The sequence below is a fragment of the Marinimicrobium sp. C2-29 genome (assembly GCF_038419845.1).
Taxonomy (GTDB): domain Bacteria; phylum Pseudomonadota; class Gammaproteobacteria; order Pseudomonadales; family Cellvibrionaceae; genus Marinimicrobium.
Window position 1 is genome coordinate 20,252 of the sequence record NZ_JBCAQT010000017.1, and the last position, 13,887, is coordinate 34,138.

At 62.1% G+C, this 13,887-nt stretch carries 13 protein-coding genes; 5 read left to right on the forward strand and 8 right to left on the reverse strand.

The window, feature by feature from the left end; all coding sequences use genetic code 11:
• Window positions 1-104 precede the first annotated feature (104 nt).
• Both AAE484_RS15455 and AAE484_RS15460 read right to left on the reverse strand, forming a co-directional pair.
• Window positions 105-1,286 (reverse strand): PQQ-dependent sugar dehydrogenase, encoded by a 1,182-nt coding sequence (locus AAE484_RS15455; RefSeq protein ID WP_341939328.1) that lies wholly within the window; start codon window positions 1,284-1,286, stop codon window positions 105-107.
• Window positions 1,287-1,468: 182 nt separating this feature from the next.
• Window positions 1,469-2,611: an endo-1,4-beta-xylanase gene (locus AAE484_RS15460; protein ID WP_341939329.1), complete on the reverse strand. Its 1,143-nt coding sequence runs from the start codon at window positions 2,609-2,611 to the stop codon at window positions 1,469-1,471.
• A 255-nt stretch (window positions 2,612-2,866) separates the two neighbouring features.
• Here AAE484_RS15460 and pip point away from each other — a divergent pair, with 255 nt between their 5' ends.
• Both pip and dtd read left to right on the forward strand, forming a co-directional pair.
• Window positions 2,867-3,838: a prolyl aminopeptidase gene (pip, locus tag AAE484_RS15465; RefSeq protein WP_341939330.1), complete on the forward strand. Its 972-nt coding sequence runs from the start codon at window positions 2,867-2,869 to the stop codon at window positions 3,836-3,838.
• An 11-nt stretch (window positions 3,839-3,849) separates the two neighbouring features.
• A complete protein-coding gene (gene dtd / locus AAE484_RS15470; protein WP_341939331.1) occupies window positions 3,850-4,287 on the forward strand; it encodes a D-aminoacyl-tRNA deacylase in 438 nt (145 codons plus the stop codon).
• 24 nt (window positions 4,288-4,311) lie between these two features.
• Here the strand turns inward: dtd and ubiB are convergent, their stop codons facing one another.
• From ubiB to AAE484_RS15500, 6 genes are all read right to left on the reverse strand, one after another.
• Window positions 4,312-5,973 (reverse strand): ubiquinone biosynthesis regulatory protein kinase UbiB, encoded by a 1,662-nt coding sequence (gene ubiB / locus AAE484_RS15475; protein ID WP_341939392.1) that lies wholly within the window; start codon window positions 5,971-5,973, stop codon window positions 4,312-4,314.
• Window positions 5,973-6,587 carry a ubiquinone biosynthesis accessory factor UbiJ gene (locus tag AAE484_RS15480; protein ID WP_341939332.1) on the reverse strand — a complete coding sequence of 205 codons (615 nt, stop codon included), beginning with the start codon at window positions 6,585-6,587 and terminating at the stop codon, window positions 5,973-5,975. Before AAE484_RS15480 ends, ubiB begins: the two co-directional genes overlap by 1 nt.
• A 2-nt stretch (window positions 6,588-6,589) precedes the next feature.
• Window positions 6,590-7,339 (reverse strand): bifunctional demethylmenaquinone methyltransferase/2-methoxy-6-polyprenyl-1,4-benzoquinol methylase UbiE, encoded by a 750-nt coding sequence (gene ubiE / locus AAE484_RS15485; protein ID WP_341939333.1) that lies wholly within the window; start codon window positions 7,337-7,339, stop codon window positions 6,590-6,592.
• A 142-nt stretch (window positions 7,340-7,481) separates the two neighbouring features.
• Entirely contained in the window at window positions 7,482-7,763 is a 282-nt protein-coding gene (locus AAE484_RS15490; protein WP_341939334.1) for a peptidylprolyl isomerase, read from the reverse strand.
• A gap of 80 nt (window positions 7,764-7,843) precedes the next feature.
• A complete protein-coding gene (locus tag AAE484_RS15495) occupies window positions 7,844-9,142 on the reverse strand; it encodes a retropepsin-like aspartic protease (RefSeq protein ID WP_341939335.1) in 1,299 nt (432 codons plus the stop codon).
• 92 nt (window positions 9,143-9,234) lie between these two features.
• Window positions 9,235-11,148 carry a RecQ family ATP-dependent DNA helicase gene (locus AAE484_RS15500; protein ID WP_341939336.1) on the reverse strand — a complete coding sequence of 638 codons (1,914 nt, stop codon included), beginning with the start codon at window positions 11,146-11,148 and terminating at the stop codon, window positions 9,235-9,237.
• A gap of 180 nt (window positions 11,149-11,328) precedes the next feature.
• Here AAE484_RS15500 and AAE484_RS15505 point away from each other — a divergent pair, with 180 nt between their 5' ends.
• From AAE484_RS15505 to AAE484_RS15515, 3 genes are read left to right on the forward strand one after another with little or no spacing between them, the layout of a single operon-like run.
• Window positions 11,329-12,093 carry a response regulator transcription factor gene (locus AAE484_RS15505; RefSeq protein WP_341939337.1) on the forward strand — a complete coding sequence of 255 codons (765 nt, stop codon included), beginning with the start codon at window positions 11,329-11,331 and terminating at the stop codon, window positions 12,091-12,093.
• A 1-nt stretch (window position 12,094) separates the two neighbouring features.
• On the forward strand, window positions 12,095-12,406 hold the full coding sequence (locus tag AAE484_RS15510; protein ID WP_341939338.1) for a DUF2218 domain-containing protein: 312 nt from the start codon (window positions 12,095-12,097) through the stop codon (window positions 12,404-12,406).
• A complete protein-coding gene (locus AAE484_RS15515) occupies window positions 12,403-13,845 on the forward strand; it encodes an MATE family efflux transporter (RefSeq protein ID WP_341939339.1) in 1,443 nt (480 codons plus the stop codon). The genes AAE484_RS15510 and AAE484_RS15515 overlap by 4 nt, the downstream gene beginning before the upstream one ends.
• Window positions 13,846-13,887 lie beyond the last annotated feature (42 nt).

The window sequence follows — 13,887 nt, forward strand, 5'->3', positions numbered from 1 at the left end:
CGGTGTGTGTGCTTTACAGTCGCAGCGGGGTGCCCAATACGCGCACAAAAAAAGGCGGCGTTCGTTGGGAGCGCCGCCTTTTTTTCGTTTACCAGCGTTGTCGGCTAGTCGTCGGCCGGCTCGACCTTCAGGATGGCACCGTTGCTGTCATCGGTCAGCAGATAGAGGTAGCCATCGGGGCCCTGTACCACATCGCGCAGGCGCTTGCCGATGGATTCGGAGAACATGCGTTCCTCGTGGGTGACCTCGGTGCCGTCCAGCTCCAGGCGCGCGAGCAGCTGAAACTTGAGCGCCGTGACCAGCAGGTCACCTTTCCACTCGGGGAACTTGTCACCGGTGTAGAACGTCATGCCGGCATTGGCAATGGACGGGTCCCAGTAGTGCAGGGGCTGCTCCATCCCCTCCTTCTCGGTGCCCTCACCAATCTTGCCACCGCCATACTGCTCACCGTAGGTGATCACCGGCCAGCCGTAGTTCTTGCCCGCTTCGGTCAGGTTGATTTCATCGCCGCCCTGGGGGCCGTGTTCCCCGGTCCAGAGTTCACGGGTTTCCGGGTGCAGATCGGCGCCCTGGATGTTCCGGTGACCGTAGGACCAGATTTCCGGCTGCGCGTCCTTGTCATCCAGAAAGGGGTTGTCGTCCGGTACGCTGCCGTCCGGGTTGATACGCGCTACGGTACCGATATGGCTGTTGAGTTTCTGCGGGTAGGCATCGTCAAAGTCCTGCTGACGGTCGCCCATGGTCACGAACAGGGTGCCATCATCGCGAAAGACCAGGCGTGAACCGAAGTGTCCGTTGCTTCTTACTTTGGGCTCCTGACTGAAGATCACCTCGACTTGGGTCAACTCATCAATGGCGTCCGCGCGCAGCTTGCCCCGCGCCACCGCCGTGCTGGTGCCGCCCTTGCCGGGTTCGGAGAAGCTGAAATAGACCCAGCGGTTGGTGACAAAGTCGGGGTCCAGAGCCACGTCGAGCAGGCCGCCCTGACCGCGACTTTCGATCTCCGGCAGCCCGTCCAGCGCCGGCCCTTTGGTGCCATCGGCGGTGACAATGCGCATATCGCCCGAGCGTTCGGTGACCAGCATGTCACCGCCGGGCATAAAGGCCAGACCCCAGGGGTTCTTCAGGCCATCGGTCACGGTGGTGACCCGGACTTTCACTTTCTCGGTTTCGACTTCAACCGCCTGGTCATCGGCGTTAAGACCACACGCCATCAGACTCAGGGTGGCCAGAGCCAGGACGGGGGAGAGCTTTTTCTGCCGCAATTTACGCAACAATAGAGCCATGTCAGGCCTCCTTTGGGAGATAAACAAGATTCCGTCCGCCCGCCTCATGGGCCGGTAGCGTGTCAACGACCACGTCGGACGAAACGGATTCGCGGTGTTCTGGCGACAAGATTAACACAGGCTGTGTGAAGAAAAGTTAAGCGGGAGCTTCCGGCTCCCGCTCTATGGGTGGGGCTCGGAGGTTAGCGTTTCAAGTCCGCCACGGCGAAGTAGGCGGGTTTGGGCTCCATGTTCCGGTCGAACAGCAGCGGATAGTTGGTGCGACCGCCCACCGGGAAGTTGTTTTTCCAGGACTCCCCATCGTGTGTGCCCCAGAGAGTGATCCGGTCGATTTTGTCCCGATGCTTGAGGAACAACTCGAACATTTCCACATAGCGGTCGGTCAGGCGCTGCTGCATGTCGGCGGGCAGGCCGTCGGGGTAGGGATTCAGTTCGTCGGAGTACTCAAAGCTGTCGGAAATCTCGGCGCCGGTGTGCTCCCAGGCCACCGGCAGGACATCCACTTCCAGCTCGGTGCAGTGAATGCGCATGCCCTCGGCGGCGTAGGCTTCGATGCTCTTTTCAAATTCTTTCAGATCCGGATAGTCCAGGCCTACGTGGCTCTGCATACCCACGCCGTGGATCGGGATACCGCGCTTTTTGTAGTCCCGAAGGACCTCGACCAGGAAGTCGCGTTTGCCCGGGTTGTGCATGTTGTAGTCGTTGTAAATCAGGTGAGCGTCCGGGGCGGCGTCGTGTGCCAGTTGGAAGGCCTTTTCCACATAGTCCGCCGAGCCCGTGAAGTTGTACCAGTCGCTCTTGCGCCAGCCCTTGTCCTCGTCGATGGCTTCATTGACCACATCCCAGATTTTGACCTGATCCCTGTAGCGGTCGACGACGGTACGGATATGGGTTTCCATGCGCCGCATCAGCTCCTCGCGGTCGATCGGGGAGGCGTCGTCGTGGAAAAAGAAGTCACTGGGCACCTGCGAGTGCCAGACCAGGGCGTGGCCGACAATGTCCATATCGTTCTCTACGCCAAACGCCACAAAGCGATCGGCCAGTTCCCACTCCCACTGGCCCTGGGAGGGCTGAACCAGGGCTGACTTCATGCAGTTTTCGGCGGTGATGCTGTTGAATTCGCGTGCGATCAGGGTTTTCAACCGTTGGTTGTCGTTCGCCAGGGTGTCATTGCTGATGGCCGTCCCGACCAGAAAATCGTCTTTATACAGGTCTTTCAGGCCGGTTTTGTCGGCCGCCTTGTGAATGGCGCAGGCTTTGAGGTTGGCAAAGGCGGCCAGAGCGGCGCTGCCCATGAGGAACTTGCGGCGGGAGAGGTTGTTCATAATCAAGCGGCCTTTATCATGGATCGGGTAACGGTAATCTTATATTCAGTGTGACTATTAAATCATGTATCCCGCTCCCGGGGAAGACTTCAGCGACCGCTACGGGGCCAGCAGGCTGGCTGGGCGTGGCAGGGTTCACACTCTGTGCTGGCGCGGCGTCCCGCCGTTATTCTCTCAGGTGCGTTAGAGTCTCAACTCCACTACACTGCGTTATAACCATCAATCAACCGTACGCTTTTCTGCGCAAGGATCACTATGCTCAGTTATTACCCCGAAATTAAACCCTATCGGCGTCACCAGGTTGCCGTGGAGCCGCCCCACGAACTGTACGTGGACGAGTCGGGTAATCCGGAGGGTATTCCCGTCCTGTTTGTGCACGGCGGCCCCGGCGGGGGCTGCGGCAAGTACGACCGGCGCTTTTTCGATCCGGACATCTACCGGATCATCCTGTTTGATCAGCGCGGGGCCGGTCGCTCCACCCCGCATGCCAGCCTTGAGGGTAACAGCACGCAACAGCTGGTGGCGGATATGGAGGTTATCCGCAAACGGCTGGGGGTAGAGCGCTGGGTCCTCTTTGGCGGCTCCTGGGGCTCGACCCTGAGCCTGGTGTATGCCGAAACGCACCCGGACCGGGTCATGGGCCTGATTCTGCGCGGCATCTTTCTGTGCCGGCCCAAGGATATCACCTGGTTCTATCAGGGCGGGGCGGCCCAGGTGTTTCCCGATTACTGGCAGGATTTCCTGCATCCCATTGCCGAAGCCGACCGGGACGAGTTGGTCAAGGCCTACTACAAGATACTCACGGGCGATAACGATCTGCTGAAAATGGGCGCGGCCAAGGCCTGGTCCATGTGGGAGGGGCGCTGCTCCACCCTGCGCCCGAGCCACGAAGTGGCAGAATCTTTCTCCAAGCCCTACAAGGCGCTGGCACTGGCCTGTATTGAGGCGCATTACTTTGTCAACGACGCCTTTTTGGAGCCGAACCAGATCGTACGCGACGCCCAGCAGCTGTCGGGCATTCCCGGCGTCATCATCCACGGGCGCTACGATATGGTGTGCCCGCTCGATAACGCCTTCGAGCTGCAGAAGGCCTGGCCGGACGCGGAGCTGCAGATCATTCGCGAGGCCGGTCACTCCTCGTCCGAGCCGGGCACGGTTGACGCCCTGGTGCGCGCCACCGAAGAGATGGCCCGCACCCTGTTGCACGAAGAAGACAATCTGGCTTAGGGATCACACGGATGTTGGGATTGATACAGAGAGTGCGGCGCGCGAGTGTCGAGGTGGAGGATCAGACAGTGGGCGCCATCGATGGGGGCATTCTGCTGCTGTTGGGGGTGCAGAAGCACGATACCCGGGCCAGTGCCGATGCCCTGCTGAAGAAAGTGCTGGCTTACCGGATTTTTGCCGACGAGCAGGGCAAGATGAACCTCAATGTACAGCAGGCGGGCGGCGGGGTGCTGGTGGTCTCGCAGTTCACCCTGGCCGCCGATACCCGCAAGGGCCTGCGCCCCAGCTTTTCCAGCGCGGCGCCTCCGTCACTGGCCGAGGAACTTTACGACTATTTTGTGGAACAGTTGCACAAACATCACAGTCCCGCCGCCACGGGTGAATTCGCCGCCGATATGCAGGTCAGCCTGATCAACGATGGCCCGGTGACCTTCATGCTGGAAAGCTGACCGCTTGCCCGCGAACGGATCCGGCTATTTGCGCAGCAACAGCGCGCCCAGTCCCAGCACGAGCAGCCCCCAGCTCTGGGCCGGCAGGTCGGTCCAGTCCACTTGGTGCGTCCAGCTGGAAATCTGATCGCCGATGGACGGCCAGGCCGTGGCCGCCGCCCCGACAATGGCGAGAATACCGATTACCGTGCGGCGCCGGTTGCGCCGCCGGGCAATGCGCTGGCGGTTGAACTCTTCATTGGCGGCGCGCAGCTGCGGCGCCAGCTCCCCCATATTCTGCAGTTGCTGCAGCCCACCGAAAATCAGCTCCGGCACCTGCGGGAATTTCTCCAGCCATTCGGGCGCGTAGCGCTGGGTCTGGGCCCAGAGTGCCTTGGGGCTGAAGCGGTTTTTCAGCCAGCGTTCCAGAAACGGGTGAGCGGTCACCCACAGGTCCAGATCCGGGTAGAGTTGGCGGCCCAGCCCTTCGATGTTGAGCAGGGTTTTCTGCAGCAGTACCAGTTGCGGCTGTACTTCCATATCAAACCGGCGGGCGGTACGGAACAGGCTCATCAACAGGTGTCCGAAGGAAATTTCCTTCAGCGGCTTTTCAAAAATCGGCTCGCACACGGTGCGCACGGCCGCCTCCAGCTCCTCCACCCGGGTGCCCTCGGGCACCCAGCCGCTCTGCACGTGCAGCTCGGCCACTTGGCGGTAGTCGCGCCGGAACATGGCGATCAGGTTGCGCGCCAGGTAATACTGATCCTCCCGGGTGAGCGAGCCGACAATGGCCATGTCCACGGCAATGTATTTGGGGTACTCGGGGTTTTCGGTGGCGACAAAGATGTTGCCCGGATGCATGTCGGCGTGAAAGAAGTTGTGCTCAAAGACCTGTTTGAAAAAGATCTCTACGCCGCGCTCGGCCAGCGCCTTCATGTCGGTGCCCTGGGCCTGCAGCTCATCGATGTGGGTGACCGGAATCCCGTGAATGCGCTCCATGACCAGGACATTGTTGCGGGTGTAGTCCCAGTAGATTTCCGGCACATACAGCAGCGCTGAATCCTGGAAATTGCGCCGCAGCTGGGAGGCATTGGCCGCTTCACGTTGCAGGTCCAGTTCATCAAAAATGGTGTTGCGGTAATCCTTCACCACATCGACCGGATGCAGGCGTTTGCCATCGACACTGTAGTGCTCAATGGTCCGGGCGAGCAGCATCAGCAGGCGCACGTCCTGCTCGATCACCCGCTCAATGCCCGGCCGTACAATTTTGATGACCACCCGCTGGCCATTGTGCAGCACCGCCCCGTGCACCTGGGCCACCGAGGCGGAGGCCAGGGGCTCTTTTTCGTAGCTGGCGAATACGGTATCCACGCTCTCGCCCAGGCCGGTTTCCACCAGGCGGCGGAAGTGGTCCTTGTCAAAGGGTGGGACTTTATCCTGCAGGCGGTTGAGGTCCTCCACCATGTCGGCCGGTACCAGATCCGGGCGGGTGGAGAGCAGTTGCCCGAACTTGATGAAAATCGGGCCCAGATCCTCCAGCGCCCGGCGCAGGCGCTCGCCCCGGGACATTCTGGGCGCGGGGCGCAGCTTGCAGGGCAGAAGAAGCAGTCGGGCGGTCCAGGGCAGCTGGCCGGGGGGAATCAGCTGGTCCAACCGGTAGCGCCAGAACACGCGGGAGATGGTTATCAGGCGCAGCAGTACTACGATCACTCGGAATCCTCATTCTGTAAATGCCGCAGGCGGGCCTCGGCGCGGTCCACGGCCTGGGCCAACTGATCCACTTCGTTGTAGAAGTTCTCCAGCTCGGGCCGGCTGGGCAGCAGCCCCGCCTCCTGAGTCAGGAATTCACTGAACAGGCGCCGGGCCTGCGCTTCGCGTGCCTGCAGCCAGTCGCCGCCGGTGCGCAGCCATTCGGCGCCCTGATGCCCGGCGACATCGCCGGTCACCTCGCTCAGCGCCTCCTCCCAGTCGATGTCCAGTTGGCGGGCAATGCGCTGCAGCTCCTGGACCAGGCCAGTGCGGCCCTCCATATGAACGCCCGAGCCCGCCAGGCTGGTCCGGTCGCCCCGTGCCATGCGCACAAAATCCCACAGCCGACCGGTCAGGCGAGTATCCACTTCGCCCTCCCAGTGGCCCGAGAGCGTCAGGCCCTGCTCGTCCGGCAGAACATAGACGGTAAATTCAGGTTGGGTGAACTCCAGCGCCAGCACCTGCCCCTGGAGCCGACCCAGCGCCTGGCGGCTGGCCGGATCGTAGCGCAGGGCGCGCTGAATTGTGGCTTCCGCCCCCGCGAGGGCGGCGGTTGAGAGGGTTGCATCCATAATCAGGGTTTCACACCTTTGTGCAGGGCGACCACGCCTCCAGTCATGTTGTGGTATTCGGTTCTCACAAAGCCGGCCCGGTCCATCATCCCCTTGAGCGTCTCCTGGTCCGGGTGCATGCGGATGGACTCGGCCAGGTAGCGGTAGCTGTCGGCATCGTTGGCCACCACCTTCCCCATGAAGGGCAGCAGTTTGAACGAATAGGCATCGTAGGCCTTCTCCAGCAGCGGGTTGCCCGGCTTGGAGAACTCCAGCACCAGCAGCCGGCCGCCGGGCTTGAGTACCCTCAGCATGGAGGCCAGGGCCAGGTCCTTGTCAGTCACATTGCGCAGGCCAAAGGCAATGGTAATACAGTCAAAGGTATTGTCCGGGAAGGGCAGGTACTGGGCATCGGCCTGGGCGTACTGCAGGTTGCCCGCCACGCCCCGGTCGGTCAGCCGGTCGCGGCCGACATTGAGCATGGACTCGTTGATATCGGCCAACACCACCAGCCCCTCCGGGCCGACTCGTCGGGCGAAGGCATGGCTCAGGTCGCCGGTGCCGCCGGCAATGTCCAGCACCTTCTGGCCCGGCCGGACGCCGGCCAGCTCAATGGTAAAGCGCTTCCAGAGTCGGTGTACGCCGCCGGACATCAAATCGTTCATCAAATCGTAGCGGGCTGCCACCGAGTGAAATACATCCGCGACCCGGCTGGCTTTTTCTTCCACGGCCACTTGCTGGTAGCCAAAGTCGGTGGTTTTCTTCTCGGTCATGGGCAGAGTCCACATTCAGGCTGAATTACAGGGAGCCTTATTGTACACGCTAAGGTCGGCCGTGGGAGACGGTACAGGGAGCAGATGCGGGGAGGGGGGGACGCCCCTGCCGGTGGTGTTCTGGCAGAGGCGGCGGGCGTGATCAGTCCTGGCGCTGGGTCACTTCCAGCAGGTGGTAGCCAAACTGGGTTTTGACCGGACCCTGGACTTCGTTGACCGGAGCGCTGAACACGACCTTGTCGAATTCCGGCACCATTTGCCCCGGACCGAAAGTGCCGAGGTCACCGCCGTTGCGGCCCGAGGGGCACTTGGAGTGTTCCTGTGCGATCTTGGCGAAATCTTCGCCACCTTCGATTTTGGCTTTCAGTTCGTTACAGGTGTCTTCGCTTTCGACCAGAATGTGGCGGGCTGCTGCTTGGGCCATAGTGATTCTCTCTTGCGTTAATGGAATTCAATGATAGCAACGCTCCTCACCAAAACCAACCGGACGTTGTTCGGTGTCGATCAGCTTCCGGGCCGGGGCTGCACCAGCAGTTGCTGGTTGTCCTGATCGACTTCGAAGCGGAACTGTTGCAGGACGTTCATTCCCAGCAGGCCATCCACGCCCTCGGGCATACTGAAGTCCAACACGGCGATATGCACATTGTTGAGAATGTGCTGGCCCAGCTGGAGTGACTCGACCCGGTAGATGGTGCCCTTGGAAGTGCCGCCGGCGGTGTTGAACACCTGAGGGCCCAGCTCGGTAAAACGGATGGCGTTGCGCACCCGCTCGAACCGCTCCCGTGACAGGGTGGTGACGCTGGCGCCGGTGTCGATCACCAGGCGGACATCCAGGCGGTTGTTCAGACGCAACGGCAGGTGAAAGTGGCTGCCGATGGCTTCCAGGTCAATGCGATCGGCCGAGGCCTGTCGTGGCTCGGGCTCCCGTGGGGCGGCGGGTGCGGCTCCGCCCTCCAGCATGGCGGTAGCCTGGGCCCCCACGGCCGGGTCGCTGGCCAGCTGCTCCAGTAGCTCATGACCGTAGTAGGAGTCGCCCTGTTGCAGATACAGCTCGGCCTGGCGCAAGCGGTAGCGCGGCTGAGTCAGGTCCAGCTGCTGCAGGGTTTCATAGAAGCGGGTGAGGTCCTGCCAGCGTCCGTTCGAGGCCAGGCTTTGATCCACTTCGGCGACAAACTCATGAAAGGCCCGATTGACCTGTTGCAGCCCTCCACTTTGGGTCGCGCTGTAGGAGAAGGCCAGCTGAAAGGTACGCACGGCCTCGGCGAGATAGTCCGACTGCTGTTGGTAGCGGGCCAGCACCAGCAACACGTCGATATCGTCGTAGTAGACCGAGAGAAAGGCGTCGACCAGGCTGGTGAGCGAGGCGTCATCGCCCGTGCGCAAATAGCTCTCCAGATATTCCATGGTCAGTCTTTTGAACTCGCTCGCCTGATCACCGCCGCGGCGCGCGGCTTCCTGATAAATATCCATGGCGGCGTAAAACGATTGCTCGTCCAGCCGCTGGCGGAACCGGATTCTCAGGTCTTCCCCGGCCGGCTCAGGCTCGGCGGCCGCTCGCTGTGCCTGGGGCCGGGTGTCGGTCTGTGGACCGGGGGGCGAGGCGGAAGGGCGTTGTGCCATCGGGCTCCAGTCGGGCGACTCGGTCGGCTCGGCTGTGTCGGTCCGTTGGCGCGGCTCAATCGTCTTCGCCACGAACGGGGCGGCGGTGGGCGCCAGCTCCCCGCGCAACCACCAGCCCGCTCCGAGGCCCAGGCCCAGAATCGTGAGGGTGTATAGCAGTCGTGAGCCAGTGCCAAATCGCATGGGATGTCCGGTGCGTGTCATTCTGTTGGTTGTGAAGGTTGGAGCCCCGGGTTGGCCGGGAGGTTCCCTGGTGGGCCGCGCGGCCCACTACATTATCCCCTGTCGAGCCATTGCTGGCAGGCGTGCAGCACCTCGGTAAACGGAGTGTCCACAAGGGCGCCGAACCGGGGGTGCCGGCCCAGCTTGGCGCGGCTCGCTCTGGGGCTGCCGATGCCGCATAAAAAGCGCGCCAGAGGCCGGGGCTGAGCGAGGGCCGCGTGCTGTTCATCAATGACGGCTTTGAGGATGCGTTCATCCACTGGCCGGGTATGGCGTGGCGGAAGGGCTCGGTGCTCGCCGCGACATCCACTGCAGCGGCCGCAGGGCTGTTCCAGCGTCTCCCCGAAGTAGGCCATCAGCGGCTGCTGCAGGCATCCCGGGCTCTCCGCCCAGTCGCACACCCGGTGCAGTCGATCAATATCCCGCTCCTCCCGCTGTTGAAACAGACGGGCCATGCGCTCGTTGAGCGCCTCGATGTCTTCCGGGCGCTGCTGCATGCGATAGCCCTGGCGCAGCCCCGCGACCTTGAGTTCAATCAGTGCCTGTTGCTCAAGATAATTGAGGGCTTTGACAATTCGCATCGAGTCTTCGCCCAGCGCCTGCGCCGCCTCGGCGGGCTTAAGGGTCAGCCAGGTGCGACCGGCCTTGCCGGTGGCAAACACCTGTTGCAGAAACCCGGCGCGGTCGGCGTCAAAGCGGGCCAGTATGTCCGCTTGCGGTTGGCTGAAGGCGATTTTGTATTCGGTGTAAAAGGGTGCGGTGGCACTGATCACGCCCTCCAGCTCCAGATAGGTCAGCAGGGTGTTGAGCACCAGCGGTCGCACATCGAACTGCTGCGAAAGCTCGTAGGTGGACAGATCGAACTCGTCCGGCCGGGTGCACAGCCAGTGCACCAGCTCCGCCAGGGCGCTCGGGTCCGGGGTGTCGCCGTAGGTGAAATTCTCCAACACGGTCAGGTCGTCCCGGCAGGCCAGCAGCTCGCAGCGGGCATCACCGCCATCCCGACCGGCGCGGCCGATCTCCTGCATGTAGTTTTCCAGTGACTTGGGCAGGTTGTAGTGGTAAATCGCCCGGATGTCCGACTTGTCGATGCCCATCCCGAAGGCGATGGTAGCCACCACGATTGGCGTTTCGCCGGTCATGAAGGCTTCCTGGGTGGCGCTGCGTTCCTCGTCTTTCAGACCGGCGTGATAGGGGCGGGCCGCATAACCCTGCTGGCTTAAAAACTCGGCCACGGCCAGGGCCGTTTTCTGCAGTGTCACATAGACAATGGCCGGCTCGGCCGGCCGCTGGTTCAACAGCTCGAGTAACCGTTGATTGCGCTCGCGGCTGGTGCAGGGGCTCACGCCGATGTGCAGGTTGGGCCGGTAGAAGCCGGTCTGAATATGGTCCTGGGGGGCAATGTCGAAGTTGCGGCAGATCTGCTCGGCCACTTTGGGGGTGGCGGTCGCGGTCAGCGCCAGTACTCGCCCGACGTTCAGGGTGCGGGCCAGCTGCGCCAGTTTCAGGTAATCGGGGCGGAAGTTGTGGCCCCACTCGGACACGCAGTGGGCTTCATCCACCGCCATCAGGCTGATGTTCAGTCGCGCCAGGCGGGCGAGAAAACGCTCATTGGCCAGCCGCTCCGGCGCCACGTACAGCAGCTTGAGTTCACCCCGGTCCAGTCCGCGGTAGATGGCCTTCACCTCATCGCCGGTGCGGCTGGAGTCCAGGCGCGCGGCCGGCACGCCCAACTGGTTGAGCGCATCCACCTGATCTTTCATCAGGGCAATCAGGGGCGAGACCACCAGGGTCAGCCCGTCGAACTGCAGTGCCGGCAACTGGTAGCAGAGGCTCTTGCCACCGCCGGTGGGGAAGATGGCCAGGGCCGAGCGCCCCTCTTGCAGAACGTCAATGACCTCCCGCTGGCCGGGGCGAAAGGTTTTCAATCCGAAGGTCTGTTGCAACAGCTCCTGCGCGCGATCCATGGCGTATGGCTCCTTTTTTAATGGGGTGGGTATGGAATTAGCGACCAACGATAACCGGGATCCCGTCGCCGGTAAAGCCGGCGTTCTACTCAAATGTGAAGTGGCGCATTGCATTGTTCATGATAATGAGTATGATTATCATTATTGATGGATAGAGCGACCGGAGGCACAATGGAGCCCATGCCCAGCCCGCCCCCCAGGGCAAAGATTCTGATTGCCGACAGCGATGGGGCCTTCCGACAGAGTCTGATCGACACCCTGCGCGGGCAGGGCTATGGCGTCGAACCCTGCGTGGATGGCCAGAGCGTACGGCAACGGCTGGGCGAGTCCGCCATCGACCTGATTCTGCTCTCTGGTGATCTGCCGCCGGAAGGGGGTTGGCCGCTGCTGGCGGAGTTGCGCCAGGGCGGCGGGTTGCCCGTCATCTTCTTGTCTGAGTACCGCGCCTGCTGTATCGACGCGTTTCGTCGCGGCGCGGATGACTTTGTCCTCAAACCCTGCGATTCCCTCGAGCTGGCGCTGCGCTGCGACGCTCTGTTGCGGCGGGTGAGCCGACGTCCGGCGCCGGAGGCGGTCACCGATGATCTGGTGGTGGGCCCCCTGGTGCTCTGCCGGGCGGACCGCTCGGCGCTGTACAACGGTCAGACGCTGACTTTGACGGCGGTGCAATTCAAACTCCTCTGGCGCCTGGGGCTTTGCCACAACCAGGTGTTGAGCAAGGCTTATTTGCATGAGCGGGTGCTCGATAAGTCCTATTGCCGGGATGACCGCAGCATCGACATGCACTTGAGTCGCGTCCGCAAAAAGCTGCTGGGGGCGGGCATGCCGCCCGACGCGCTACAGACAATCCGGGGGCGGGGCTATCGCCTGGCCCTGGTGCCCGATCACGACCTCACGCCCAACCACGATCTCAACTCCAGTCACGAATTCAGGGAGAACGTTTGAAATGACGACCGGTTATTACACCTCCAGCGCCCAGGTGCCCTTGTCCGATCCCGGGCGTGTCCTGCACCGGCTGTGCAAACACTTTAGCCACAAAGTGAAAGCCCAATGGGAACCGGCTCAGGGTTTCGTCGACTTCGCGGTCGGCACGGCCATTCTGCGAGCGACGCCGCACGCCCTTTGCCTGGAATGTGAAGCGGGAAGTCGCACCGAACTGGCCGAGGTGGAACAGACTCTGGAGCGTCATCTGGGTCCCATGAGCGGATTGCCGGACGACGAGATCGTGCTGGTTTGGGAGCGCCCGGTTTCTGAATGAACTCCTCCGCAACGGATGTGGCTCAATACCGCGCCGAGGAGCCGTCGGCGAATTGGGCCGGTACCTCCCCGATGACGACGGGTCCGGTGCTGCCTACCTTTCTTCGGTTTGTGGGAGCTTCGGTCGTGGGCTTGCTGGCGCTCTCCAGTGCCGCCATAGTCGACGGGGTAGTGGTGGGCAAGATGCTCGGCCCCGAGGCCTTGGCCGCGGTCAATTTGCTGATTCCGTTTTTCACTTTCTTGTTTGGTGTGGCCCTGATGCTGGCCATTGGCGGGAGCGTCGAAGCAGGCCATCAACTGGGAGCGGGGCGTGCCGATCTGGCCAGCGCCGCTTTTGTTCGTAGCCTCGGTGCCGTGCTGGTATTCGCCGCTCTGATCGTGGGGGTGGGGTTTGCGTTTACCCACACCTTGCTCGATTGGTTGGCGGTACCCGAGGCGTTGCGCCCGCTGGTGGCGCCTTACTTCTATATCCTGTTGCTTGGCGTACCGCCGCAGTTGGTGGCGGTGGTGCTTTACTATTTTCTGCGTATGAGCGGTCACCCCGCATCGGCCAGTCGAGCACTACTGGCGGGTGCGGCGGTCAATATCGTCCTCGATGTAGTATTGCTGGTGGGATTCAAGCTGGATCTGCGGGCGGCAGCCTGGGCCACACTGCTCGCCCAAGTGATCCAGTTTGCTCTGCTTCTTTTCGGCTTCTGCCGAGCACAGCGGGCCTTGACCTGGCGCCTGCGCGGACTCAAGTGGAAGCGCCTGTTGAATAACAGCCTCAACGGTTTTTCCGAGTTTGTGAACGAGATTTCCGCCGGCTTGGTACTGCTGGCCATTCACTGGCTACTGACTCGGGCGGACGGGGTACACGGCGTTGCCGGTTTTGCCCTGATCAATTACAGCCTGCTGGTGAATGTCATGCTGGGCTGCGCGGTGGCCGAGGTGGTGCATGTGCTGGTGAGCCATAACCGGGGGGCCGGGCTTTCGGGCCGGGCCCTGGCCTTTCGCCGCTGCGGTCTCTGGACCGTGGTGCTCGGCGGCGCGGCCCTTTATGGCCTGGTTCATCTGGGCGCCGAGCCGGTCAGCCGGTGGTTTTTTGCCGAGGACAGCCGGGGGGCGGCTGAGGCCGCCCGGACTTTCTGGCCCGTCGTGGCCCCGGTGTTTTTGTTGACCGGCGCCAATCTGGTGTTTTCCGCCTGGTTTACCGGGCTGCAGCGGCCCCTGTGTTCTGCCTTGATCTCCCTCTCTCGTAGTCTGGTGCTGCCTCTGGCCTTCCTCTTTGTCATTGTCAGTGCGGGCCTTTCTGTGCATTTTCTATGGTCGTTGCCGCTGGCCGAAGCCTTCACCCTGCTGCTCGCGCTCGCCTTTCTGTCCCTCAATAATGCCTCCTTGTCGCCTCGCCCTAATTCCGCTTTGCGCGCCACACTGTGTAACAAGCGTAAAATTAAATGACAATGAGAATCGTTCTAATATACTCGGGTTCAGTCACCTTTC